Here is a 26,465-nt window from a genome sequence, read left to right on the forward strand (position 1 = left end):
CGCGATGCTTTCGCTATGGTATGCTTGAAGCCTAAGAATTCGGTCCTTGAAGGAGGATATATGGATCACCGTTTACTCGAAATCGTTGCCTGCCCAGTTTGTAATGGCAAGCTGTATTACAACAATGCTCAACAAGAACTGATCTGCAAACCGGATGCGCTGGCATTCCCGGTGCGCGATGGCATTCCGGTTTTGCTTGAAAATGAAGCCCGTACATTGTCGATTGAAGAGATTCATCCATGAGTTTTATTGCCATCATTCCTGCGCGCTATGCTTCTACGCGTCTGCCTGGAAAACCGTTGGTCGATATTCATGGCAAACCAATGGTGGTGCATGTCATGGAACGTGCACGTGAATCCGGTGCCAGCCGGGTCATTGTCGCAACCGATCATCCCGACGTGGCAAAAGCGGTTGAAGCTGCTGGCGGCGAAGTCTGCATGACGCGCGCCGATCATCAATCGGGCACAGAACGTTTGGCTGAAGTGATCGAAAAATATCAGTTTGCTGATAATGAGATCATTGTAAACGTGCAGGGCGACGAGCCGATGATCCCTGCGGATATCGTTCGTCAGGTCGCAACCAACCTGGCAAAAGCTGATGCAGGTATGGCCACGCTAGCTGTGCCGATCACCGATGCTGAAGAAGCATTCAATCCCAATGCCGTAAAAGTGGTAATGGATGCACAGGGCTATGCACTCTATTTTTCGCGTGCAACCATTCCCTGGGATCGTGAGCGCTATGCGGCGTCTCGCGACATTATTGGTGACACACTGCTGCGTCATATTGGCATTTATGCCTATCGCGCTGGATTTATCCGTCGCTATATTGCCTGGGCGCCGTGTCCGCTAGAGCAAATCGAACTGCTCGAGCAACTTCGCGTGTTGTGGTACGGCGAAAAAATCCATGTCGCTGTGGCTAAAACCATTCCGAGCGTGGGTGTCGATACCCCAGAAGATTTAGTGCGCGTGCGTTTAGCCATGCAAGCTTAAAAAGGCCGGGGAACACTTCCCCGGCTTATGTCAAAAAGTTGATCCACTTCTAAACTTCTTATGATCAAGCCCTCCAGGATAGTGTGATATTTCATCTCAGGAGGATGACGTATGGAACACCTGAAAGCTGAATTAACGCTGGTGCTGGGTGAAAAAATCAGTCGTCTGGAAACCATCAGTGAACAGCCTCCAACCCGGCTTTATGCCTTGTACGATCATGATGGCAAGCCGATGCCGCTGATAGCGAAATATTATCGCCATCAAGGGCGTGCCGCGCTCGAAGCCAAAAAGCTGGCATTACTAGGCCATGAAGGATTAATTGCCGTGCCTGCAGTTTATGGCGTGGTCATTAGCCAGCAAAAGCCAGTGCACGAAATGTTGCTGTTGGCGCGACTCAATGGCGTGTCGGCAGAAGCGCCCACCCGCGACGCTGCGCGATGGCAGGAATTTTGCGAACAGGTGGTTGAAGGCTTGTTGGCCTGGCATCGCATCGACAGTCATGGTTTAGTCGGCACGGTTGACAGCACCCAAGAGAATAGTTGGCCTGCATGGTTTAAACAGCGGGTTGAAGTTCTATGGGCAACAATGAGCTATTTGCGGCCGCCTTACTTCACGCTTGAAGATCGCCAAATTTTATTTCGCTGTCGCGAGCGATTAGCCCATTTGTTGCGGGACTTCGATGATCCCTGTGTAATGCTTCATGGCAATGTGCGATTACAAAGCATGATAAAAAATGCGCGCAGCGATCAGCTCATCGCGATGACGCAGCCGGGAAATATTCTCTGGGCACCGCGTGAATATGAGCTGATCCATTTAGGCGAGTCAGCTGCAGAAACGGCGCTGCTGCATGATTACTTACAGCGCGCACCGGTTTCAGAAGGATTTGTCTGGCGGCGTTGGGTCTATCAATTATGGGATTGCATCGATACTTTGATCCATAGCGGCGAATTTGATCGCCCACGTTTTGACCATGCGCGTCAGCAGCTACTTCCCTGGCTCGGTTAGCGGTAAATCATCAGCCTTTACGCGTTGCCAGGCTTGCCCCAACGTTTCGTAAACAGCGCGTTCGCTGTGGCCCAACCAAAGCGGCGAAGGTATGGCGCGCTCCCACCAGTTTAAGGGTGAGGTAATGGCCATCTGATTAGCCGGTGATGCAATAGGATTCAATCCAGCAGCCTGAAAAAATTGCATCGCTCTGGGCAGATGATTAGCAGAACTGATTAGCAGGAAAGGGTGCTGACCAACTTGCCTTTTCACCGCCAGCGCTTCCTCTTCGGTATCTTTAGGTTGATCGAGAATTTTAATCTGCTCAGGCGGTACGCCCAGGCTTTCAGCCACTGAGGCTGCCACCCACGCATTGCTTCTGGGGTTCTGTCCCCCCGCTGCGCCAGTGAATATCATCGTGGAATCAGGATTGCGCCGCCATTGCCGCACGCCTTCCGTTACTCTTGGCAAACTATTGCTCACTAAATTTGAACTGGGCGCCCAATTCGGATTGAAGGTATAACCGCCACCCAGCACCACGATATAATCCACCTTTTCTGCCCCGTTCCAGGTTGCGTAACGATTTTCCAGAGGGTAAAGCAGGCGATCGGCAACAGGTTGTAGGCTCAATAACAGTAAAACAAGCCAGCTGACTGAGATCACTATTTTGCCGCTTTTCTGCCATCGGCTGCACCAAAGCAGTAAAATACCCAAAGCCATCAGCAATAGCAGAAACGGCAGGGGAAGTAACAGACCGCCCACCGCTTTTTTCAGGCTAAAAAGCATCTAAAAACTCTCCTGTTGTCCGAAAAAACAGCAGCTGGAAGAGAAGAACAGGATGAAAGGTTCATTCTTCTGGTGCCTGTGACAAAATAGCACAAGTCTCACCGCAGCATACCGGAGCCAGCGCCATGCAGGATCGCAACTTTGACGATCTCGCGGAAAAATTTTCGCAAAATATTTACGGCACCACCAAAGGACTAATACGTCAGGCGATCTTGTGGGATGAGCTTGAAACCATTATTCCCAGCCTGTCAGCTGAACCGTTAAAGATTCTGGATGCAGGGGGCGGTGTTGGACAAATCTCCAGTGGCCTGGCAGCGCGAGGGCATCAAATTTTATTGTGCGATCTCTCAGCTGAGATGCTTCGCCGTGCGCAGGAAAATGCTGAAGCGCTGGGTGTGAGCCAGAACATGCAATTCAAACAAATTAGCGCCCAGCAGGTGGGCGAACATTTGGATACGCCAGTGGATCTGGTATTGTTTCACGCTGTGCTTGAATGGGTCGCTGAGCCTGAGAAAGTTCTTAAAGCCTTGTTCGAGGTTTTGCGACCTGGCGGGGTGCTTTCGCTGATGTTTTATAACCTACATGGCTTAACGCTACGCACCTTAACACTCGGCAATTTTGGCTATCTGCGAACCAATTTAACCAAACGTAAAAAGCGTACGTTGTCACCCGATTTTCCGCGCAATCCTGATGACGTTTACCGTTGGCTTGAAGCGTGTGGATTTGTTATCGAGCAACGTGCGGGCATTCGGGTTTTCAGTGACTACATGAAGCCGCCTAAAGGCGAGCCGAAAAGCGACGAAGAGATCATTGAGATGGAGCGGCGCTATTGCCGTCAGGAACCCTTTTTGAGCTTAGGGCGCTACATTCACGTAACCGTGCGCAAACCCGGGCAGAAGGACGAATTATGAGTGAATTTTCCCAGACGGTACCTGAATTGGTATCCTGGGCGCGTAAGAATGATTTTTCGCTTGCGCTGCCAGTAGAACGTCTGGCCTTTTTGCTGGCCATCGCCACCCTTAACGGTGAGCGGATGGATGGCGAAATGAGTGAAGGCGATTTGATAGATGCCTTTCGTCATGTCAGTAAAGCTTTCGAACAAACCCACGAAACCGTGCTGGTACGCGCAAATAACGCTATCAATGACATGGTGCGCCAGCGCTTACTCAACCGATTCACCAGCGAACTGACGGAAGGCAATGCAATTTATCGCCTGACGCCGTTGGCAATCGGCATCACCGATTATTACATCCGCCAGCGTGAGTTCTCCACGTTGCGTTTATCTATGCAGCTGTCGATTGTCGCGAATGAGCTGAAGCGCGCTGCTGATGCCGCCGAAGAAAATGGCGATGAATTTCACTGGCACCGTAACGTATTCGCGCCGCTGAAATACTCTGTCGCTGAGATTTTCGACAGCATCGACATGACTCAGCGTCTGATGGATGAGCAGCAGCAGGCAGTGAAACATGACATCGCCGACTTGCTGAATAAAGACTGGCGAGCGGCGATATCCAGCTGTGAAATGTTGCTGTCGGAAACTTCCGGGACGCTGCGTGAGCTGCAAGATACGCTGGAAGCTGCTGGCGATAAGCTGCAAGAAAACCTGTTGCGCATTCAAGATGCCACGCTCGACAGCCCGGATTTAGGCTTCGTCGACAAGCTGGTGTTTGATCTGCAAAGCAAACTCGACCGTATTACCAGTTGGGGCCAGCAGGCAATTGACCTGTGGATTGGCTACGACCGCCACGTACATAAATTTATTCGTACTGCCATCGACATGGATAAAAACCGCGTCTTTGCACAACGCTTGCGCTTGTCAGTCCAAAATTACTTCGATTCGCCATGGGCGCTCACTTACGCCAACGCTGAGCGGCTTTATGACATGCGCGACGAAGAGCTGACGCTGCGTAATGAAGAGGTGATGGGTGAACTGCCCGCCGAACTTGAGTACGAAGAGTTCAATGAAATTCGCGAGCAGCTGGCAGCGATGATTGAAGAAGCGCTGCAAGAGTATAAGTCTCAGCAAAAACCGCTCAACCTCGCCACAGTGATGCGCGATTACCTGGCGCAATATCCACGGGCTCGACATTTCGATCTCGCGCGTATTGTGGTGGACCAGGCCGTGCGTCTCGGCGTAGCAGAAGCTGATTTAGCCGGCTTGCCCGTGGAATGGCAGGCCATTAATGATTACGGAGCCAAGGTGCAGGCACATGTCATCGACAAATATTGAACAAGTGATGCCAGTTAAACTGGCCCAGGCACTGGCAAATCCGCTTTTCCCTGCGTTAGACAGCCAGTTACGCGCGGGACGACATATAGGTATTGAAGAGCTGGATAACCACGCTTTTCTGATGGATTACCAGGAATACATTGAAGAATTTTACGCTCGCTACAACGTTGAGCTGATCCGTGCGCCAGAGGGATTTTTCTACCTGCGCCCGCGTTCAACAACGTTAATCCCGCGTTCTGTATTGTCTGAGCTGGATATGATGGTAGGCAAAATCCTTTGCTATCTCTATCTCAGCCCAGAACGTTTGGCCAATGAAGGTATCTTCACCCAGCAGGAGCTTTACGATGAGCTGCTGTCGCTGGCTGATGAAAATAAACTGTTGAAACTGGTTAATCAGCGTTCAACCGGTTCGGATCTGGATCGCGCCAAACTGCAGGAGAAAACGCGCGCCTCGCTGAGTCGCCTGCGTCGTCTGGGTATGGTGTGGTTCTTTGGCAATGACAGCAGCAAATTTCGCATTACTGAATCAGTATTTCGCTTTGGTGCCGACGTGCGCAGCGGTGATGATGCCCGCGAAGCACAGTTACGCTTGATTCGTGACGGTGAAGCAATGCTGTTCGAAAATGCAACGGCGCCAGTTGAAGCCGATGAGCCTGAAGAGAATGACAGCGAAGCGAGTGATAACGCGGAGGAACAGCAAGCATGATTGAACGCGGAAAATTTCGTTCGCTAACGCTGATTAACTGGAACGGCTTCTTTGCACGTACCTTTGATCTGGACGAGTTGGTCACCACGCTGTCAGGCGGAAACGGGGCTGGCAAATCCACCACCATGGCAGCGTTTGTGACTGCGTTGATCCCCGATTTGACGCTGCTGCACTTCCGTAACACCACGGAAGCGGGCGCAACCTCGGGTTCACGCGACAAAGGCTTGCACGGTAAATTGCGTGCCGGCGTCTGCTACTCAATGCTGGACGTGGTGAACTCACGCCATCAACGTGTGGTGGTGGGGGTTCGTTTGCAGCAGGTCGCGGGCCGCGACAAAAAAGTTGATATCAAACCGTTCAGCATTCACGGTTTGCCAACTGACACCAATCCCACCGACATGCTGACGGAAGTATTGAACAGCCGTCAGGCGCGCGTGCTGCCGCTCAATGAAGTAAAAGAACGTGTTGAAGCGCAAGAAGGTGTGCAGTTCCGTCAGTACAACTCTGTTATCGATTATCACGCCATGCTGTTTGATCTGGGCGTGGTGCCGCGTCGTTTGCGCTCGGCCAGCGATCGCAGCAAGTTCTATCGCCTGATTGAAGCCTCGCTGTATGGCGGGATTTCCAGCGCCATTACCCGATCGCTGCGTGATTATCTGTTGCCGGAAAACAGCGGCGTGCGTAAAGCGTTCCAGGATATGGAAGCTGCGCTGCGCGAAAACCGCATGACGCTGGAAGCGATTCGCGTAACGCAATCCGATCGCGATCTGTTTAAGCATCTGATCTCCGAAGCGACAAACTATGTTTCCGCTGACTATATGCGTCACGCTAACGAGCGCCGCATCCATTTGGATAGCGCCTTGTTGCTGCGTAATGACCTGTTTAGCAGCCGAAAACAGCTGGCGTCAGAGCAATATCGCCACATTGAAATGGCGCGCGAATTGTCGGAGCACAGCGGTGCGGAAAATGATCTTGAAGTGGATTATCAGGCAGCCAGCGATCACCTGAATTTAGTGCAAACCGCGATGCGCCAGCAGGAAAAAATCGAGCGCTACGACGGTGACATTGAAGACCTCACGCTTCGCCTGGAAGAGCAGACTGAAGTGGTGGCTGAAGCGCGCGAAATTCAGGAAGAGAATGAGGCCCGTGCCGAAGCCGCTGAGCTGGAAGTGGATGAACTAAAAAGCCAGCTGGCTGATTTCCAGCAAGCACTTGATGTGCAGCAAACGCGTGCGATTCAGTATCAGCAAGCTTTGCAGGCGCTGGAGCGTGCCCGCGCGCTGTGTCAGTTACCTGATTTAACCATCGACAATGCCGCTGAATGGCAGGAAAGTTTCCAGGCCAAAGAAGAAGAGGCCACCGAGCGTCTGCTGCGCCTTGAGCAGAAGCTGAGCGTAGCAGAAGCCGCGCACAGCCAGTTTGAGCAGGCGTTGGCTTTGGTTACCAGTATTGCCGGCGATGTCAGCCGTCAGGATGCGTGGCAAACCGGACGTGAATTATTGCGCGATGCCAATAATCAGCGCCATCACGCCGATCAACTCTCTTCGCTGCGCCTGCGGTTGAATGAGCTGGAGCAGCGTCTGCGCGAGCAGCATGATGCAGAACGTTTGTTAGCCGAGTTCTGCAAGCGTCAAGGTCAGCACTATGACGCGGATGCTCTGGAAGGTTTGCAGCGCGAACTGGAAGCGCAAATTGAGCATCTGAACAGCAGCGTGGCGGATGCCGGTGAACAGCGCATGAAAATGCGTCAGGAGCTGGAGCAGCTACGCGAGCGCATTACTGCGCTGACTACGCGTGCGCCACACTGGCTGGCGGCGCAAGAAATTCTGACTCAGCTGAGTGAACAAACCGGGCAGGAATTGGCGAGTAGCCAACACGTTACCGAATACATGCAGCAACTGCTGGAGCGCGAACGCGAAACCACGGTTGCCCGCGATGAAGTGGCAGCGCGTAAGCGTGACGTTGAGCAGCAAATTGAACGCCTTAGTCAGCCTGGTGGCGCAGATGATGCGCGCTTAAACCAGCTGGCAGAACGTTTTGGCGGCGTGTTGTTATCGGAAATCTATGATGACGTTACGCTTGACGATGCGCCTTACTTCTCAGCCTTGTATGGTCCTTCGCGACACGCCATTGTGGTGCCGGATCTGTCACTGGTGCGCGAGCAGCTGGATGGTCTCGAAGAGTGTCCAGAAGATCTTTATCTGATCGAGGGCGATCCGCAGTCATTTGATGACAGCGTATTCAGTGTTGATGAGTTACAAAACGCGGTGGTGGTGAAGGTCGCTGAGCGTCAATGGCGCTATTCACGCTTCCCGAAAGTGCCGCTGTTTGGTCGTGCCGCACGTGAGAATCAGCTGGAACTGCTGCATGCCGAGCGCGATCGTCTGGCTGAAAGTTACGCCACGCTGTCATTTGATGTGCAGAAAACGCAGCGTCTGCATCAGTCGTTCAGCCGTTTTATCGGCAGTCATTTGGCTGTGGCGTTTGATGATGATCCAGAAGCGCAGATTCGCCAGCTTGGCGGACGTCGCGGTGAATTAGAACGCGCGCTGAATCAACATGAAAGCAACAATCAGCAGCAGCGTCAGCAGTACGAACAGGCGAAAGAGGGGGTCGCGCAGCTGAACCGTTTGCTGCCGCGCGTTAACCTGCTGCTCGATGAGACGCTGGCCGATCGCTGTGAAGAGATCCGTGAGCAGGTCGAAGAAGCGCAAGATGCCGCACGCTTCCTGCATCAACACGGCGCGAAGTTGGCGAAGCTCGAACCGCTGATTACTGTTTTGCAAAGCGATCCTGATCAACATGAACAGCTGCAGGCTGATTATCAGCAGGCGCAACAGCAGCAACGCAATGCACGTCAGCAAGCCTTCGCGCTGACTGAAGTGGTGCAGCGCCGGGCGCATTTCAGCTATGAAGATTCTGCTGGCATGTTGAACGGAAACAACGATCTCAGCGATAAATTGCGTCAACGCCTTGAGCAGGCTGAAGGTGAGCGCAGCCGCACGCGTGAACGTCTGCGCGAGCATCAGGCGCAGCTGACACAATATTCACAGGTGCTGGCTTCGTTGAAAAGCGCCTATGACGCCAAGCGCGATATGCTGAAAGAGTTGCAGCAGGAGATGCAGGATATTGGCGTACACGCTGATAGCCGCGCTGAAGAGCGCGCCCGCATTCGCCGTGATGAGCTTTATACCGCGCTAAGCCACAACCGTGCGCGTCGTAATCAGCTGGAAAAACAGCTGACCTTCTGTGAAGCAGAGATGGAAGCGCTGCGTAAGAAGCTGCGTCACCTCGAACGCGATTATCATCAGAAACGTGACCAGGTTGTCAGCGCCAAAGCGGGTTGGTGTTTAGTGCTGCGTTTGGTGAAAGACAATGGCGTTGAACGTCGTCTGCACCGTCGTGAACTGGCCTATTTAAGCGGTGATGAGCTACGTTCTATGTCGGATAAGGCTTTGGGTGCGCTGCGTCTGGCCGTTGCGGATAATGAACATCTGCGTGATGTGTTGCGCTTGTCAGAAGATCCAAAGCGACCAGAACGTAAAATCCAGTTCTTCATCGCCGTCTATCAGCATCTGCGTGAACGTATTCGACAGGACATTATTCGTACCGACGATCCGGTTGAAGCCATTGAGCAGATGGAAATTGAACTGAACCGTCTGACTGAAGAGCTAACGGCACGTGAACAAACGCTGGCAATCAGCTCACGCAGCGTGGCGAATATCATTCGCAAAACCATTCAGCGTGAGCAAAACCGTATTCGCCAACTGAATCAGGGTTTGCAGACGGTGAGTTTTGGTCAGGTTCGCAGCGTGCGACTGAACGTCAACGTGCGTGAAACCCATGCGATGCTACTCGACACGCTGTCGGAAGAACATGAACAGCATCAAGACCTGTTTAACAGTAATCGTCTGACCTTCTCTGAAGCCTTGGCGAAGCTCTATCAACGTCTGAATCCTCAGATTGATATGGGCCAGCGGACGCCGCAAACCATCGGTGAAGAGCTGCTGGATTACCGTAACTATCTTGAGATGGAAGTGGAAGTCAATCGGGGTTCCGACGGTTGGTTGCGCGCAGAAAGTGGCGCGCTGTCAACGGGTGAAGCCATCGGTACAGGGATGTCAATTCTGGTGATGGTGGTACAGAGCTGGGAAGAGGAGTCGCGCCGTCTGCGTGGCAAAGACATCTCGCCTTGTCGCTTGTTGTTCCTTGACGAAGCAGCACGTCTGGATGCGCGCTCAATTGCCACGCTGTTTGAACTGTGCGAACGTCTGGAAATGCAGCTGGTTATTGCAGCGCCAGAGAACATCAGCCCGGAAAAAGGCACAACCTATAAACTGGTCCGTAAGGTATTTAACAATACCGAGCACGTTCACGTTGTGGGTTTGCGCGGCTTTGCAGCCGATCCAGCGCCGACGCGGTCTGAAAGCGAGGCTGGTTCCAGTCCCCATTTCGCAATAGAAAAATCGCAGGTGGAATCGTAGTCAAAAACTGCGCCATTGGTTAATCTGGTGACGGCATTTGTCGATTGAGGCAAATGCCGTTTTTTATTCTTATACTCATAAATATAAGTGGCAGCCCAATCGCAGTAATCTCAAGGAACGCTGCGCAGTAGATTAATCAAGGGGGCAGGGATGTTGCTGGTCAATAAGTTGAAACACCGTCGCGTTATTTCATTGTTAGCACTGGCGCTAACCGTTATTCCTGTTGGCGTATCGCAAGCCGCTATCATTAGTGCGTTACCTGGAACGACACAAGGAACGCTGTCGGTCAGTGAAAGTCAGCAACAAATTCAGCAGGCTTTCTCAGGTGCCGATCGACCTTTTTACCAGGCTTCACTGGCTACAATTTATGCGTCGCGTCAGATGCAACCGATTTGGCAAGACCGGGATGCAGTACAGAAATTTCAGCAGCAGCTGGCCGAAGTTGCGCTTTCTGGTGTGCAGCCGCAATTTACTCGCTGGGTTGATCGCCTAACCGATCCGAATATCAAAGGCTTTGCCCGCGATGTGGTGCTGTCTGATGCGATGCTCGGCTATTTGCAATTTGTCTCGAATGTTCCTACTCAAGGCGAAACCTGGCTTTACAGCAACGTGCCCTACAAATTGGCTCAGCCCTCAGTGGCGGTCGTGAATCATTGGTTAAATGCAGTGAATGCCGGGGCAAATGGTGCTTTCATCAGCTCCTTAACACCGCAGCATCCTCAATATGTACCCATGCATACGGCATTAAAAAACCTGCTTAGCGATAAACTTCCCTGGCCGCAGCTGAAAAATAGCCAAACGCTACGTCCAGGCCAGATCAGCGACGATGTACCGGCTTTACGTGAAATCTTACAGCGCAGCGGCATGATGACGGCGCAAATCGCGACGCCAGCACCCACCGATGATGCTGTGCCGACGGCTGTCGAACCGGTGAGCCAAAGTGAACAGCCAATAGCAGTGAGCCCTTCGGCAACCAGCGTTAACGATCTGCCGGCGCAGCCACCGCAAGCACTGGGCAATGTACAAAATATGAGCGCAGAGGTCAGCGCAGAAAATATTTATGACAACACGCTGGTGGCTGCCGTTAAGCGTTTCCAGCAGTGGCAAGGGCTGGCGGATGATGGCGCGATTGGTCCACGTACCCGCGAATGGCTAAATGTCTCACCGCAAATGCGTGCCGCATTGCTGGCATTGAATATTCAGCGCCTTCGCTTGCTGCCGGATGATATGCACAACGGCATCATGGTGAACATCGCAAACTACTCGCTGATCTATTACAACAACGGCAACAAGATCCTTTCATCGCGGGTTATCGTTGGTCGTCCCGATCGCAAAACACCGCTGATGCGCAGCGCGTTGAACAATGTGGTGCTTAATCCTCCCTGGAATGTGCCCACCACGCTGGTACGTCAGGATATCATTCCGAAGGTGAAGCAAGATCCTACCTACCTTTACAAGCATGGTTACACGTTGTTATCAGGATGGAGTGCAGATGCGCAGGTCATGGATCCCAGCATGATTGACTGGAGTATGGTGTCGGCTTCCTCTTTCCCTTATCGCTTACGCCAGGCACCTGGCGCAACCAATTCTCTGGGCCGCTATAAATTCAATATGCCAAGCTCAGACGCGATCTATCTGCATGACACGCCGAACCACAACTTATTTCAGCGTGATATTCGTGCACTGAGTTCTGGATGTGTGCGCGTCAATAAAGCCTCTGAACTGGCGGGTTTGCTGCTACAAGATGCGGGTTGGAACGACAGTCGCATCTCAAGTACGCTTAAAGAAGGTGATACGCGCTATGTCCCTATTCGCCACCGCATTCCGGTTAATCTTTACTACCTGACTGCATGGGTTGCGGATGATGGCAAACCACAATATCGAACAGATATTTACAATTATGATGATACTGCGCGCTCAGGCAGTCAGGTATTGCTGCGAGCAGAACAGCTTTTGCTCTAGTATTTGATTTTTCTTCACTCTTCATGGCTTATAAAAAGTAAGCCATGTCTTGAAAAGGCGGTCCTGAGCGGGATCGCCGCATAAACTCCCTTGTCACGGGTTGACGATCCTTTGAGAGAAAGTTAAGGTTCGGCCTTGTGCGCTTTTTGCACATTTCTAAGCTTTCACTCTCAGGTAACACGTTACATGTCTAATATTGATTCTTTTCGTCGTAAATTACTGCTTTGCGGAAGCGCAGCCGCAGGTCTGGCATTGTTGCCGACATCCGCAAGGGCCTCACTTTCAACTTCTCGTCCACGTGTATTGACGCTCAACAATCTGCACACTGGCGAAACGTTGAAAACTGAGTTTTTCAACGGGAAAAGTTACGACAAGGATGAGTTATCGCGCTTGAACCATTTCTTTCGCGATTTCCGCGCTAACAAAGTAAAAAGCATTGATCCCCATCTGTTTGATCAAATTTTCCGTCTGCAGGCACTGCTGGAAACGCGTAAACCGGTTCAGCTGATTTCCGGCTATCGTTCTTTATCAACGAACAATATGTTGCGTGAAAGCGGGCCGGGTGTAGCCAAACATAGCTACCACACCAAAGGCCAGGCGATGGATTTCCATATTGAAGGCATTGCGCTAAGCAATGTACGCAAAGCGGCATTAACAATGCGCGCTGGTGGTGTAGGATATTACCCACGCAGCAACTTTGTGCACATTGATACCGGGCCGGTCAGGCACTGGTCGTAAACCGGCAACGCTGCGTGTGTCGGTCATGGAGCGTTATGAAATACCACATTATTCCTGTTACTGCGTTTGCACAGAACTGCTCTGTTATCTGGTGTGAAACCACGCGCGAAGCGGCGCTGGTCGATCCGGGTGGCGATGCATCTACCCTCAAGCAAACGCTTGAACAGCTTAATTTAAAGCCTGCGCAGATCTTGTTAACGCATGGGCATCTGGATCACGTAGGCGCGGCGGTTGAACTGGCAGCGTTTTACTCGGCTCCGATTATTGGACCACAAAAACTGGATGCCTTCCTGTTGGCGTCGTTACCGCTGCAAAGCCGTATGTTCGGCCTGGACGATTGTGCTGCCTTTACGCCCGATCGATGGCTGGAAGAGGGTGACAGCGTGCAGGTAGGTTTAGTGACGCTGGATATTTTACATTGCCCCGGCCATACGCCAGGACACATCGTCTTTTTTGATCGTGTTGGACGATTACTGATCTCAGGGGATGTGATCTTTAATGGTGGCGTGGGTCGCACTGATTTCCCGCAGGGAAATCACCAGCATCTGATCGAGGCAATTAAATCAAAATTGCTGCCATTAGGCGATGATGTTGAATTTGTGCCAGGGCATGGCGCGACGTCAACGTTGGGAAGAGAACGTCTGAGCAATCCTTTCCTGCAATAACGTTTCTGCAATAAAAAATGGGCCATTTGGCCCATTTTTTATGACGCTAATTCTGCTTAAAGTACAGCCACAATCGCCTCACACAACGCTGACATATTATCTGGTGTCATGCCTGCTACGTTCACTCGGCCTGAATTCACGGCGTAAACCCCGAACTCTTCGCGCAGGCGAATAACCTGGTCTTTAGTCAGTCCGCTGAAAGAAAACATGCCGTTCTGCTTGATGATAAAGCTAAAGTCGCGCTGAGCACCTTTCTCCGCCAGGGTATTTACAAACAAATGGCGCATACGTTGAATACGTTGACGCATATCTGAAAGCTCTTGTTCCCAGATAGTACGTAAAGCATCGTTATCAAGAATGGTCGCTACAACAGCAGCACCGTGTGCGGGTGGATTCGAATAGTTGGAGCGAATAGTATATTTAACCTGGCTGAATGTAGTATCAGCCACGGCAGCGTCGGCTGCTACCAGCGTAATTGCCCCTACGCGCTCATTGTATAATCCGAAGTTTTTCGAATAGGAGCTAGCAACAATCAGCTCCTGATGTGAAGCCGCAAAAATGCGCAAACCTTCAGCATCTTCATCCAGGCCACGCGCGAAACCCTGATAGGCAAAATCGAACAGCGGCAGCCAACCGTTAGCATGTGAAAGCTGTGCCAGCTGCTGCCATTGTTCTGCAGTAGGATCGATACCGGTTGGGTTGTGACAGCAGCCGTGAAACAGGACTACGTCACCCGCTTTGGCTTCTTTAAGGGATGCCAGCATACCGTCGAAATCCAGCTGGTGGTTTTCAGCATCGTAATAGTGGTATTCACACACTTCCAGGCCTGCAGCATTGAACACATTTTTATGGTTCGGCCAGCTTGGATTGCTAACCCAAATACGTTTCACCGCGGTTTGGGTTGAAAGGAAATCTGCGGCTACACGTAGTGCGCCTGTACCGCCAGGCGTTTGTGCAGTACGCGCGCGGCCTGAGGTGATCAATGCATTCTCTTTGCCAAACAGCAATTCCTGCGTGCAGCGCGCGAAATCGGCCAAACCATCAATGCTGAGATAGTTTTTAGTGGTTTCATTCTCAAGCAGATACTGTTCGGCTTTTTTAACGCTAGTCAGAACAGGCGTTTTGCCGGTTTCATCTTTGTAGACGCCAATACCAAGATTAATTTTATGGGGGCGGTCATCAGCGCGGAACAGATCGGCCAGTCCAAGAATAGGATCAGCGGGTGCAGCAGAGATCGATTCAAACATGAGTCAGGTCCAGTAGCGTGAACTTTAGCAAAATGAGCTCTCAGGTTAGCGCTGAGCAGAGCAAAAGCCAACCGTTTGCGAGATAAATTCACAATTTAACGATCAGGGATAAGAGTATTTAAGATTCTAATAATAAACGTGATAAGCGAGGTAAAGAAAGAGCAGAGAGTAGACATAAAAAAACGGAGCCGAAGCTCCGTTTTTGCAATTCTGAGTTCAACTTAGAACTGGTATACCAGACCCAGAGCGACGGTGTCGTCTGTAGCCAGACCCAATGGATTGTTGTCGTCCAGCTGGTTGATCTGATAGTCCACATAGGTAGACATGTTTTTGTTGAAGTAGTAGGTTGCGCCCACATCGATATATTTAACGATATCAGCATCGCCAACGCCTTCAATGTCTTTGCCTTTAGACTGAACATAGGCAATGGACGGACGCAGACCGAAATCGAACTGGTACTGTGCAACTAATTCAAAGTTCTGCGCTTTATTAGCGAAGCCAGAAATCGAAGCGGCAGTGTAAGTCTGTCCGTTACCAGCTACGAAAGTACCGTTTCCAGATGCAGAAATAGGCGTTGAATTGCGGGTTTCACCATACATCGCTGCCAGGTAAATATTGTTCGCATCATACTTGATAGCGGTTGCCCAGTTTTCAGCACGTTTTCCCGCGCCTTCACCGGTAACGTCAGTAGTAGTCGCTGCTGTGCCAGTACCGCCAGTATAGGTTGTTTGTGCGCCTGCTGCTTGGTCATTGGTACGATCGCTGCTGCTATAAGCTCCTACGATACCCAGACCAATTGGTGAGGTATAAGAGGTTGACACGCCCCAGCCGTCGCCGTTCGCACGACGGGTGTCGCTACGGTCGTTTTTACCCTGATACTGAACAGCGAAGTCCCAACCATCAACCAGACCAAAGAAGTTGGTGTTGCGGTAGGTCAACAGACCGGTGCTACGACCGTTCATGAAGTTATCTGAGTATCCTGAGTCGCCACCGAACTCTGGCAGCATATCGGTCCAGCCGATTGCATCGTAAACCACACCGTAGTTACGGCCGTAGTCGATTGAGCCAGCATCGCCGAATTTCAGACCAGCAAAGCCCAGACGGGTTCTGTTACCGTCTTGTGCGTCAGCGCCTTCAGAGTTGTTAGCCTGAACGTTGTATTCCCACTGGCCGAAACCGGTCAGTTGGTCATTAATCTGAGTTTCACCTTTGAAACCGAAGCGAACATAGGTGTTGTCGCCGTCGTTGCCGTCGTTGTCAGAGAAGTAATGCAAACCAACAGCTTTACCGTACAGATCCAGTTTGTTGCCGTCTTTATTATAAATTTCTGCTGCATTTGCTGCACCAGCAGCTAACAGAGCTGGAATAACCACTGCAAGAATGTTGCGCTTCATCATTATTTATTACCCTCATTGGAGTTATTCGTACACCTGCCACTGCCGTCAAGAAACCTTTACGGGAACCTTGAAAGAAGTTTGGTGTCTTCCTGTGTCTGCACGCATCTTTCCATCACACCGACGGTAATTCTACCTCGAAAATGCTACTAATCTCGTATTCTTGTTTCAGAAAGAAAGTATGTATTACAAAATGTAAAATTAGGGGAACTTTGTGAGGGAACTCTAAATTTACAAAAATAAAAAAAGGCCGGCGATGCCGACCTCTTTATATATATGAATTTCTTATAATTAATGCAGAATCTTAGAAACTCGCGTTACGTGGAGTACGTGGGAACGCGATCACGTCTCTTACATTTTGTACGCCGGTGACATAAGCGATTAAACGTTCGAAACCTAATCCGAAACCTGAATGTGGAACCGTACCGTAGCGACGTAGGTCACGATACCACCAATAATCTTCTTTATTCAGACCCATTTCTTCCAGACGTGCGTCTAACACATCGAGACGCTCTTCACGCTGTGAACCGCCAATGATTTCACCAATACCCGGTGCCAGAACATCCATAGCCGCAACAGTTTTACCGTCATCGTTAAGGCGCATATAGAACGCTTTAATATCTTTCGGATAGTTTTTCACTACAACTGGCGCTTTAAAATGTTTCTCAGCCAAATAGCGTTCGTGTTCGGAAGAGAGATCGATACCCCATGAAACCGGGTTCTCGAAAGTTTCACCACAGCTCATCAGAATATTGACGGCGTCGGTATAGTCGACCTGAGCAAAATCAGTGGTGATGAAGCGCTGTAAGCGATCTACGGCATCTTTATCAACACGCTCAGCAAAGAACGCCATATCATCAGCACGCTCGTCTAAGACGGCTTTAAACACGTACTTAAGCATGGATTCTGCTAATGCCGCTGCATCATCAAGTGAAGCAAAGGCGATTTCTGGCTCCAACATCCAAAACTCAGCCAGATGGCGGCTAGTGTTAGAGTTTTCGGCACGAAAGGTCGGACCAAACGTATAAATTTTTGACAGCGCGCTAGCATAGGTTTCGCCGTTCAACTGACCTGATACGGTCAGGAAAGCTTCTTTGCCAAAAAAGTCTTCGCTGAAGTCAACTTTGCCTTGATCGTCACGCGGTAGGTTTTCCATATCCAACGTAGAGACGCGGAACATTTCGCCTGCGCCTTCAGTATCGGAAGCCGTAATCAGCGGTGTCGACACCCAAAAATAACCATTTTCATGGAAGAAGCGATGCAGCGCCTGAGCCAGCGTATGACGAACACGCGCAACGGCACCAATCAGATTGGTGCGCGGACGCAAGTGCGCGACTTCACGCAGGTATTCGATACTGTGACGTTTAGCCGCCATGGGGTAGCTGTCTGGATCTTCAACCCAGCCCACTACCTCAAGTTTGGTCGCCTGAATCTCAAATGCCTGGCCTTGGCCTGGGGAAGCCACAACGGTTCCGGTAACAATCACGGAACAACCTGTGGTCAGACGCAGCACTTCATTCTCATAATTATTCAGAGAATTATTGACGACAGCCTGAACGGGATTAAAGCAGGAACCGTCATAAACGGCGATGAAGGAAAGACCGGCTTTTGAATCTCTGCGGGTACGCACCCAACCACGTACGGTGACTTCACTGTCAACCGCGACGCGACCGTGCAATACATCCGCTACAGGCACTACGCTCATAAATATCTCTCTATATAGAAGAAGTGAGTAAAAAAGTTGCCCCATCCGGGGTTTTGCTATGTTACTTGCGGCTAAACAGGAAACAAGCAAAATTCCGGGGGAATGCAGATTTATTACAGCAGAAGTGGGGCGGATCAACGCCCCGATAAGAGGACGCTTAACTGGCTTTTTTCACCAGCGGCAAATCGAAGGCTTTTCTTAAGGCTCTGACGAAGGCTTTATCCTGACAAATGGTTTTGCCCGGACTATCAGAAAGTTTGGCAACCGGTTTACCGTTGCACTCCACTAACTTGATCACGATATTGAGCGGTGTCACGCCAGGAATATCACATGTCAGGCGAGTACCAATCCCAAATACCACATTGGCGCGTTGGCCAAAATGGCGATACAGCGCCAGTGCTTTATCCAGATTAAGGTTATCTGAGAAGACCAACGTTTTGCTTTGCGGATCAATACCCAGTTTTTGATAATGGGCAATCGCTTTTTCACCCCATTTAACGGGATCGCCTGAGTCATGGCGCAATCCCTGATAAAGGCGAGCGAATGTCAGACCAAAATCGCGCAAGAAGGCGTCCATGGCGATGCAATCGGTCAGGGCTATTCCCAACTGGCCATCATACTCATCGAGCCATGCTTGCAGAGCCGCACGCTGGCTGTTAGCCAAAACCGGACTGATTTGTTGAAATGCCTGGAACCATTCATGTGCTTGCGTGCCAACCGGCGTCAAATCCAGACGACGCGCCAAATCGTAATTGCTGGTGCCTACCAGCCAAGGGAAATCTTGCTTGAGAGTACTGACGATGGATTGCTGAACATCTTGCGAATAGCGACGGCGGGTGCCGAAATCCATTAGATGGAAACGTGACATATCCAGGTCAGAAACCTGCTGTTTAAACGCATCCAGCTTAATATGTAAATGATCGACAGCCTGCTGTGTGCCGATTTGCGGGGTGCGATGATGATGTACCACTTCACTGATCAACGCCAACAGCGGCACTTCCCACATAATCACTTCGCGCCATGCGCCCTGAATACGAATATCCAGTTTGCCGTGATGATTACGCACCTCGACCTGAGCGGGGTTGTAGCGGAAATTTCGCAGCCAGTCGAGATAGTCGGTCTGGAAGAAGGGAAGGCTAGCCAGCCAGGCATATTCATCATCGCTGAGCGTTAGCGCCTGCATTGCGTTAATCGCTTCACGGATCTCATCAGCGTAAAAACCCAGCAGTTCGTCACCACGGCAGCGAAACTCGGCCGCCACCGTTATGTCATGATAGCGGTGGAAAACCGCTTGCTGCATATGGAGCTTATACGCATCGGTATCCAGCAATGAGGTCAGTATCGGGGAAGCATGTCCTGTCATGGCGCGTTTCAGCATCCTGTTCGGTGGCGCAGAGCCCGGTGTGATAAAAGTCATAAAGACGCAAAAGTATAAATCAGTAACTGAGGCCAATCACAGCATATTTCAAGGCTGCAGGTCGAGACTAATCTGTGCCATTGTTAATGAATTGTAGCGATTTTTGCCAATGCGTGCATTGTGCGTGGCAAGCTTGTAGTAACAAGCTTAGACTTTGGCGGTAAACCTATAACAATGCGAGACGGAATATGACGCAACAGCCACAAATTAAAAATCGCCACGATTACCGTGCGCCAGATTACACCATCACCGATATCGATCTGACGTTTGAGCTGGATGCCACCACCACGCGCGTGACGGCGATCAGCCAGGTAAAACGTTTGGGTGACAGCCAGGCTGAACTGCGTCTGGATGGCGAATCGCTTACGCTGATTGCGCTTGAAGTGAATGGGCAACCGTGGACCGCATATCATGAAGATGAAGGCGTATTGGTGCTCAATCAGCTGCCTGAAAGTTTCACGCTGAAAATCATCAATGATATTCATCCTGACCAAAATACTGCGCTGGAAGGATTGTACAAATCAGGCGAAGCACTCTGCACCCAATGTGAAGCGGAAGGTTTCCGACATATTACCTGGTATCTCGATCGCCCAGATGTGCTGGCGCGTTTCACTACCACCATTATTGCTGATGGCGAGCGTTATCCGTTCCTGCTGTCAAATGGCAACCGCGTTGACAGCGGACGTGATGCACAAGGTCGTCATTGGGTAAAATGGCAAGATCCCTTCCCAAAACCCTGTTATCTGTTTGCGCTGGTGGCAGGTGATTTCGACGTGCTGCGCGACAGTTTCAAAACCCGTTCAGGTCGTGATGTTGCGCTGGAGATCTTCGTTGATCGCGGCAACCTTGATCGCGCTGACTGGGCGATGACCTCGTTGAAAAACAGCATGAAATGGGATGAGGAACGCTTTGGTCTCGAATATGACCTCGACATCTTTATGATCGTCGCAGTGGATTTCTTCAACATGGGCGCAATGGAGAACAAGGGGCTGAATGTCTTCAACTCCAAATATGTTTTAGCCAAAGCAGAAACCGCGACCGATAAAGATTATCTCGGCATTGAGGCGGTGATTGGCCACGAATATTTCCATAACTGGACCGGCAACCGCGTAACCTGCCGCGACTGGTTCCAGCTGAGCCTCAAAGAGGGCTTAACCGTCTTCCGCGATCAAGAGTTCAGCTCTGATCTCGGCTCACGCGCGGTAAACCGCATCGACAATGTGCGCATTATGCGTGGTGCGCAGTTTGCTGAAGATGCCAGCCCAATGGCGCATCCGATTCGTCCTGAGCAAGTGATCGAAATGAACAACTTCTACACCTTAACGGTGTATGAAAAGGGTTCAGAGGTGATCCGTATGATGCACACCTTGCTGGGCGAAGAAAATTTCCAGAAAGGCATGCAGCTCTATTTTGATCGTCATGATGGCAGCGCAGCAACGTGCGATGACTTCGTGCAGGCAATGGAAGATGCATCCAATGTCGATTTGTCGCAGTTCCGCCGCTGGTACAGCCAGTCGGGTACGCCGGTGCTGACGGTACGCGACGATTACAATCCAGAAATGGAACAATACACCCTTCACGTTACGCAACACACGCCAGCAACCGCCGATCAAAAAGAGAAGCTGCCGCTGCACATTCCACTCGATATCGAACTCTACGATAGCGAAGGTAAAGTGATTCCGTTGCAGCACAATGGTTATCCGGTGCATAACGTGTTGAACATCACTGAAGAGTTCCAGACTTTTATTTTTGATAACGTCTACTTCCAGCCAGTGCCGTCGCTGCTGCGAGAATTCTCTGCGCCCGTGAAGCTCGATTACAAATGGAGTGATGCGCAACTGACGTTTCTGATGCGCCATGCGCGTAATGATTTTTCTCGCTGGGATGCTGCGCAAAGCTTGCTCGCTACTTACATTCGCCTGAATGTGTCGCGTCACCAGCAAGGCCAGCCGCTGTCGCTGCCGCTGCATGTGGCTGATGCTTTCCGCGCGGTGCTGCTTGATACTCACGCCGATCCGGCGCTGACGGCGCTGATTCTGTCGCTACCCAGTGAAAATGAAATCGCTGAGCTATTTGAGGTCATTGATCCTCAGGCGATTACCGTGGTGCGTGAAGCGCTGCAGCGCACGCTGGCGAAAGAGTTGGCCGATGAGTTCTTTGCGGTATACAACGCGAATCAGCAAAGTGAATACCGAATTGAACACGCAGCTATCGGTCAGCGTACGCTGAAAAATGTCTGCCTGAATTATCTCGCCTTTAGCGAGGTGGAACTGGCGGATAAGCTGGTTCAGGCACAATATCAGCAGGCCACCAATATGACTGATTCGCTGGCTGCGTTGTCTGCTGCCGTGTCGGCGCAGTTACCTTGTCGCGAAGCGCTGTTAGCGGCTTACGACGAGCGCTGGCATCATGATGGTTTGGTGATGGACAAGTGGTTCATGCTGCAAGCCACCAGTCCAGCGGCGGATGTTTTGACGAAAGTGCGCGCGCTGTTGCAGCATCGGTCATTCACGATGGGCAACCCAAACCGTATTCGTGCCTTGATTGGCGCCTTCGCTTCAGGCAATCCGTCGGCTTTCCATAATAAAGATGGCAGCGGTTATCAGTTCCTGACGGAAATGCTGATTGATCTTAATACTCGCAATCCACAGGTCGCGGCGCGCATGATAGAACCGTTGATTCGTCTGAAACGTTACGACGCCGATCGCCAGGCGCTGATGCGCAAGGCGCTGGAGCAGCTGAAAGGGTTGGATAAGCTTTCTGGCGATCTGTACGAGAAGATCGACAAAGCGTTGAACGCCTGATAATGAAACGGCGGGTTTTGCCATTACGTGCATAAACCCGCCGTTTTTTAGCGCTGCTGAGCGTAACGTACCGGTTGATCGCTCTCCCCACGTCGCATTACACGATCCAGCACTTCCGCCTCCAGTTCAGCCAGTCGCGCAGAACCACGACGGCGCGGACGCGGCAGATCGACCAGTAAATCCAATCCAATCTGGCCTTCCTCAATCAACAAAACACGATCCGCCATTGCCACCGCTTCACTGACGTCATGGGTCACCAGCAGCACGGTAAAGTGATGTTGTTGCCACAGCGATTCAATCAATCCCTGCATTTCGATACGCGTTAATGCATCCAGCGCGCCCAGCGGCTCATCCAGCAGTAACAACCCAGGTCGATGAATCAACGCACGCGCCAGCGCAACACGCTGCTTTTGACCACCTGACAAGGCGGCTGGCCAATCATTGGCGCGTTCAGCCAGGCCAACAGCTTCAAGGGCTTCCATCGCTGCGCTGCGCCATTCGCGGCCACGCAGGCCAAGTCCGACATTATCGATCACTTTTTTCCACGGCAGCAGGCGTGCATCCTGAAACATCAGGCGTGTATCTTCGCGTGCCGAATGTAACGGCGCATTGCCCGCCAGTAGCTGTCCGCTGGAAGTTTGTTCCAGCCCGGCAAGCAAACGCAGCAACGTACTTTTACCGCAGCCGCTGCGACCCACTACCGCCACGAACTGGCCGGAGGGAATGTGCAAATCAATGTTATTCAGAATGGTGCGGTTGCCATAGTGTTTGCTGACCGCATTGACGCCAACGGGTGTACCGGTATTGAGGCGCGCTGGGGGAAGGGTATGACTCATGCGTTCTCCTCCTTCAGTTGATAAGCCGGATGCCAGCGCAGCCAGACGCGCTCTAACAGCTGCGCAGTGACATCGGCTAGCTTACCGAGCAGGGCATAGAGAATGATGGCGACTACCACCACATCAGTTTGCAAAAATTCGCGCGCGTTCATTGCCAGATAGCCGATACCTGAGTTCGCTGAAATGGTTTCAGCCACGATCAGCGTCAGCCACATCAGACCAAGCGCGAAGCGCACGCCAACCATGATGTTGGGCAGAGCACCGGGCAGAATCACCTGAATAAACAGGCTCCAACCTGACAAGCCGTAACTGCGAGCCATTTCCACTAATCCGCGATCAATATTGCGAATGCCGTGATAAGTATTCAGGTAAATCGGGAACAGCGTGCCCAAGGCGACCAGAAAAATTTTCGCCGCTTCATCAATACCGAACCACAAAATTACCAGCGGAATCAGCGCCAGATGCGGGACGTTACGTAACATCTGCACTGAAGTATCTAAAAGGCGCTCACCAGTACGCGAGGTGCCGGTAATCAAACCGAGTATCAAACCAATCGAACCACCAATACTAAAACCGATGGCAGCACGCCAGCCGCTGATAGCAAGGTGTTGCCACAGCTCACCGCTGGCGGCGAGGTTGTAAAAAGTGATAACAATATTTTCGGGTGACGGCAGAATGCGCGTTGATAACAAGCCGGTTTGCGACGCGATTTGCCACACCACAATCAGCAGGGCGGGCAGCAGCCACGGCACCAGCTGATTCGATATGCGTTTACTGACTTTCGCCATGATGCTCTCCTCAACCCTGCGCTGCTTTTTTCTCAGGGGTAAAATCATTGGCTACCGCTTCACCATGCGCTTGTACTACGCGAGGTTGCGGCACCAGCGGCACGTTCAAATCGAGATGCGGGAACAGCAACTCGCCAACGCGATAGGCTTCTTCCAGATGTGGATAGCCAGAAAGAATGAACGTTTCGATGCCTAACTCTTCATATTCCTTCATGCGTGCAGCGACCGTTAGTCCATCGCCCACCAGCGCGGTGCCTGCGCCACTGCGAACCAAACCGACACCCGCCCACAAGTTAGGACTGATCTCCAGCTTGTCACGACGTCCACCATGAAGCGCTGCCATGCGACGTTGCCCGATAGAGTCAGCGCGCTGGAACGCAGCCTGAGCTTTAGCGATAGTGGCGTCATCCACGTTGGCGATCAGCTTATCAGCGGCCTGCCAGGCTTCTTCGTTGGTTTCGCGCACAATCACATGTAAACGAATACCGAAGCGCACTTTGCGGCCCTGTGCCGCCGCTTTGGCACGCACCTGCTCAATTTTTTCTTTCACCTGCGCGGGAGGCTCGCCCCACGTCAGATACACATCAACTTGTTCTGCAGCCAGGTCTTGGGCAGCATCTGACGATCCTCCAAACCACAGCGGTGGACGAGGTTGCTGCACCGGTTTAAACATCAGACGCGCACCGCGTACGTTAACGTATTTGCCTTCATAGTCGACGGTTTCGCCTTCGAGCACCCGACGCCAGACGCGGGTAAATTCCGCTGATTCAACATAGCGTTCACGATGGTCGAGGAACACGCCGTCGCCGGCTAACTCTTCAGGATCGCCGCCGGTAACAAGATTAAACAGCGCACGACCGTTTGACAGGCGATCCAATGTGGCTGCCTGACGCGCCGCCTGAGTAGGCGAGATCACACCCGGACGCAGCGCCACCAGAAAGCGCAAGCGCTGGGTGACAGGGATCAGTGAGGCTGCAACCAACCACGCATCTTCGCAGGAGCGTCCGGTGGGAATCAGCACTCCACCGAAGCCGAGGCGATCGGCCGCTTGCGCAACTTGCTGTAAATAAGCGTGATCGACAGGGCGAGCACCCTCAGCAGTACCAAGATAGCGACCATCGCCATGCGTCGGCAGAAACCAAAATACGGAAACGCTCATTTTTTCACTCCTTATTGCGTAACGGCATGCGGTTGCCAGATGCGATCTTTGATCGACACTTTTACTTGCATCAGATGATTGGCATAAAACAGGTCAGCGGTTTGCTGCTGGGCTGCAGCGGTTTTAGCGCTAACCGGTGTAATAGTGGTGGGCGGGCGATGGCTGAGGTAGCTGGCAATCACCGGTTCTGGCAAGCCCATGGCTTTAGCGAGTAATTCAGTGCTTTGCTGGCGCTGGCTGAGGGTTAACGCATCGGCGTCACTGAAGGTTTTCAAAACGTGTTGTACAAAGTCACCGTGCGTTTCGGTGAATTTACGCGTAGCCAAATAGAAGGAGCCGGTTTGGCTCAGCTTGCTACCATCGACCAGAACGTGAACATTCCCTTGCAGCAACGCAGCGGAGTAGTAGGGATCCCAAATTGCCCACGCGTCTACATCACCTTGCTGAAAAGCGGCACGTGCATCGGCTGGCGTCAAATAAATCGGCTGGATATCGTTGAAACTCAATCCGGCTTGCTCAAGCGCACGCAGCAATAAATTGTGCGAGCTGGAGCCTTTTTGAAAGGCGACCTTTTTGCCTTTTAGGTCGGCCACGTTTTTCAGTGGGCTGTTATTCGCCACCAGAATCACTTCTGCCTGTGGCTTTGGCGGCTCTGAGCCAACGTAGAGCAAGTCCGCGCCAGCAGCTTGGGCAAACAGCGGTGGAATGTCGCCGGTACTGCCTAAATCAATACTGTTAACATTCAACGCTTCCAGCATTTGCGGTCCTGCCGGAAACTCTACCCACTGAATTTTAGTGTGAGGAAAACGTTGCTCTAACATCCGATGCGTTTTTGCCAGCACCATGCTGACCGATCCCTTTTGATAACCCACGCGAAACTGTGCCGGATCTTGTTCAGCGGCCTGCGTCTGCAAACCCGCGAATAACAGCGCGGTGGTGAGCCATATTCCTATACGCCTTTTCATCTGTTCTTCCTTATACAGCCTGAGCAACGGGATGTCGGTGGCGTGTCAGCGCCAACCAAAATGATTCAACGGCTTCATCAAGGCGTTGAGCCAACGGCGCATACAGTTCAGGTTGACGATCGTAATGGGTAATTTGGCTATCTTCTGCGTAAACGCCATGCAGAATTTCTTGCGCTTTTAGCGCATTCAGCACCGGCTTGAGCGCGTAATCCATCGCCAACATGTGTCCCTGACTGCCGCCGCTGGCGAGAGGTAAAACCACTTTGTGTTCCAGCGCACGCTCTGGCAACAGGTCAAGCAGCGTTTTCAGTGCACCTGAAAAAGAGGCTTTATAAATAGGTGTCGCAACAATCAAGCCATCCGCTTCCAGCAAATCTTCACGCAGTGCCAATAAAGCGGGCGCATCGAAGCGCGCATTGATCAAATCGTCTGGCTGAAAGTTATGGATGTTCCATGGAATCACCTCGACACCTCGTGCTTCCAGCTTGTGCTGGCAGAGCGTAAGGAGAGAAGTCGAACGTGAAGGAAATCGAGGGCTACCCGCCAGCGTAATAACGCGCATCGCTACTCCTTATAACTAAAAGTTATTGATTATCTATTGTTGAG

Annotated in this window: 21 protein-coding genes; 11 read left to right on the plus strand and 10 right to left on the minus strand. The window is 51.6% G+C overall.

Features of this window, described 5'->3' with window-relative positions; all coding sequences use genetic code 11:
- The first annotated feature begins 60 nt into the window (after positions 1–60).
- From ACF2G4_RS02545 to ACF2G4_RS02555, 3 genes are all read left to right on the plus strand, one after another.
- Entirely contained in the window at positions 61–243 is a 183-nt protein-coding gene (locus ACF2G4_RS02545; protein ID WP_215847186.1) for a Trm112 family protein, read from the plus strand.
- Positions 240–989: a 3-deoxy-manno-octulosonate cytidylyltransferase gene (kdsB, locus tag ACF2G4_RS02550; RefSeq protein ID WP_243078238.1), complete on the plus strand. Its 750-nt coding sequence runs from the start codon at positions 240–242 to the stop codon at positions 987–989. Before ACF2G4_RS02545 ends, kdsB begins: the two co-directional genes overlap by 4 nt.
- 111 nt (positions 990–1,100) lie before the next feature.
- Positions 1,101–1,994: a hypothetical protein gene (locus ACF2G4_RS02555; protein ID WP_215847184.1), complete on the plus strand. Its 894-nt coding sequence runs from the start codon at positions 1,101–1,103 to the stop codon at positions 1,992–1,994.
- On the opposite strand, the gene elyC is transcribed toward ACF2G4_RS02555, so the two are convergent.
- Entirely contained in the window at positions 1,974–2,759 is a 786-nt protein-coding gene (gene elyC / locus ACF2G4_RS02560) for an envelope biogenesis factor ElyC (protein WP_409075456.1), read from the minus strand. The genes ACF2G4_RS02555 and elyC overlap by 21 nt on opposite strands.
- A gap of 125 nt (positions 2,760–2,884) precedes the next feature.
- Between elyC and cmoM the strand changes: the two genes are divergently transcribed.
- From cmoM to ACF2G4_RS02595, 7 genes are all read left to right on the plus strand, one after another.
- Positions 2,885–3,670, plus strand: coding sequence for a tRNA uridine 5-oxyacetic acid(34) methyltransferase CmoM (gene cmoM, locus ACF2G4_RS02565; protein ID WP_409075457.1), 786 nt, complete (start codon positions 2,885–2,887; stop codon positions 3,668–3,670).
- On the plus strand, positions 3,667–4,989 hold the full coding sequence (gene mukF / locus ACF2G4_RS02570) for a chromosome partition protein MukF (RefSeq protein WP_409075458.1): 1,323 nt from the start codon (positions 3,667–3,669) through the stop codon (positions 4,987–4,989). Before cmoM ends, mukF begins: the two co-directional genes overlap by 4 nt.
- Positions 4,970–5,695, plus strand: a complete 726-nt coding sequence (gene mukE / locus ACF2G4_RS02575; RefSeq protein ID WP_215847181.1) for a chromosome partition protein MukE — start codon at positions 4,970–4,972, stop codon at positions 5,693–5,695. Before mukF ends, mukE begins: the two co-directional genes overlap by 20 nt.
- Entirely contained in the window at positions 5,692–10,179 is a 4,488-nt protein-coding gene (mukB, locus tag ACF2G4_RS02580) for a chromosome partition protein MukB (protein WP_409075459.1), read from the plus strand. Before mukE ends, mukB begins: the two co-directional genes overlap by 4 nt.
- 150 nt (positions 10,180–10,329) lie before the next feature.
- Positions 10,330–12,141, plus strand: a complete 1,812-nt coding sequence (gene ldtD, locus ACF2G4_RS02585) for a L,D-transpeptidase (protein ID WP_409075460.1) — start codon at positions 10,330–10,332, stop codon at positions 12,139–12,141.
- Positions 12,142–12,327: 186 nt separating this feature from the next.
- Positions 12,328–12,879, plus strand: a complete 552-nt coding sequence (locus tag ACF2G4_RS02590; protein ID WP_215847179.1) for a YcbK family protein — start codon at positions 12,328–12,330, stop codon at positions 12,877–12,879.
- 35 nt (positions 12,880–12,914) lie between these two features.
- Positions 12,915–13,544 carry an MBL fold metallo-hydrolase gene (locus ACF2G4_RS02595; RefSeq protein WP_409075461.1) on the plus strand — a complete coding sequence of 210 codons (630 nt, stop codon included), beginning with the start codon at positions 12,915–12,917 and terminating at the stop codon, positions 13,542–13,544.
- A 56-nt stretch (positions 13,545–13,600) separates the two neighbouring features.
- On the opposite strand, the gene ACF2G4_RS02600 is transcribed toward ACF2G4_RS02595, so the two are convergent.
- The 4 genes from ACF2G4_RS02600 to pncB form a co-directional block, all read right to left on the minus strand.
- Complete coding sequence (locus tag ACF2G4_RS02600; protein ID WP_409075462.1) at positions 13,601–14,791, minus strand: amino acid aminotransferase; 1,191 nt, start codon at positions 14,789–14,791, stop codon at positions 13,601–13,603.
- A 221-nt stretch (positions 14,792–15,012) separates the two neighbouring features.
- Positions 15,013–16,188, minus strand: a complete 1,176-nt coding sequence (gene ompF, locus ACF2G4_RS02605; RefSeq protein WP_409075463.1) for a porin OmpF — start codon at positions 16,186–16,188, stop codon at positions 15,013–15,015.
- Between the two features lie 301 nt (positions 16,189–16,489).
- Positions 16,490–17,890: an asparagine--tRNA ligase gene (gene asnS / locus ACF2G4_RS02610; protein ID WP_243078233.1), complete on the minus strand. Its 1,401-nt coding sequence runs from the start codon at positions 17,888–17,890 to the stop codon at positions 16,490–16,492.
- A 157-nt stretch (positions 17,891–18,047) separates the two neighbouring features.
- A complete protein-coding gene (gene pncB / locus ACF2G4_RS02615; RefSeq protein ID WP_409075938.1) occupies positions 18,048–19,268 on the minus strand; it encodes a nicotinate phosphoribosyltransferase in 1,221 nt (406 codons plus the stop codon).
- A gap of 227 nt (positions 19,269–19,495) precedes the next feature.
- Here pncB and pepN point away from each other — a divergent pair, with 227 nt between their 5' ends.
- Positions 19,496–22,111: an aminopeptidase N gene (pepN, locus tag ACF2G4_RS02620; protein ID WP_409075464.1), complete on the plus strand. Its 2,616-nt coding sequence runs from the start codon at positions 19,496–19,498 to the stop codon at positions 22,109–22,111.
- 47 nt (positions 22,112–22,158) lie between these two features.
- Here the strand turns inward: pepN and ssuB are convergent, their stop codons facing one another.
- Genes ssuB through ssuE form a run of 5 tightly spaced genes read right to left on the minus strand, consistent with a single transcriptional unit; the run spans position 22,159 to position 26,421 of the window.
- Positions 22,159–22,947 (minus strand): aliphatic sulfonates ABC transporter ATP-binding protein, encoded by a 789-nt coding sequence (gene ssuB, locus ACF2G4_RS02625; RefSeq protein WP_243078231.1) that lies wholly within the window; start codon positions 22,945–22,947, stop codon positions 22,159–22,161.
- On the minus strand, positions 22,944–23,735 hold the full coding sequence (gene ssuC / locus ACF2G4_RS02630; protein WP_215847175.1) for an aliphatic sulfonate ABC transporter permease SsuC: 792 nt from the start codon (positions 23,733–23,735) through the stop codon (positions 22,944–22,946). The genes ssuB and ssuC overlap by 4 nt, the downstream gene beginning before the upstream one ends.
- Positions 23,736–23,745: 10 nt before the next feature.
- Entirely contained in the window at positions 23,746–24,894 is a 1,149-nt protein-coding gene (gene ssuD, locus ACF2G4_RS02635) for an FMNH2-dependent alkanesulfonate monooxygenase (protein WP_409075465.1), read from the minus strand.
- Positions 24,895–24,905: 11 nt separating this feature from the next.
- A complete protein-coding gene (locus tag ACF2G4_RS02640; RefSeq protein WP_409075466.1) occupies positions 24,906–25,859 on the minus strand; it encodes a sulfonate ABC transporter substrate-binding protein in 954 nt (317 codons plus the stop codon).
- Between the two features lie 10 nt (positions 25,860–25,869).
- On the minus strand, positions 25,870–26,421 hold the full coding sequence (gene ssuE / locus ACF2G4_RS02645; protein ID WP_215847174.1) for an NADPH-dependent FMN reductase: 552 nt from the start codon (positions 26,419–26,421) through the stop codon (positions 25,870–25,872).
- Positions 26,422–26,465 lie beyond the last annotated feature (44 nt).

This window comes from Pantoea phytostimulans (assembly GCF_046118715.1).
GTDB classification, from domain to species: Bacteria; Pseudomonadota; Gammaproteobacteria; order Enterobacterales; family Enterobacteriaceae; genus Pantoea; species Pantoea phytostimulans.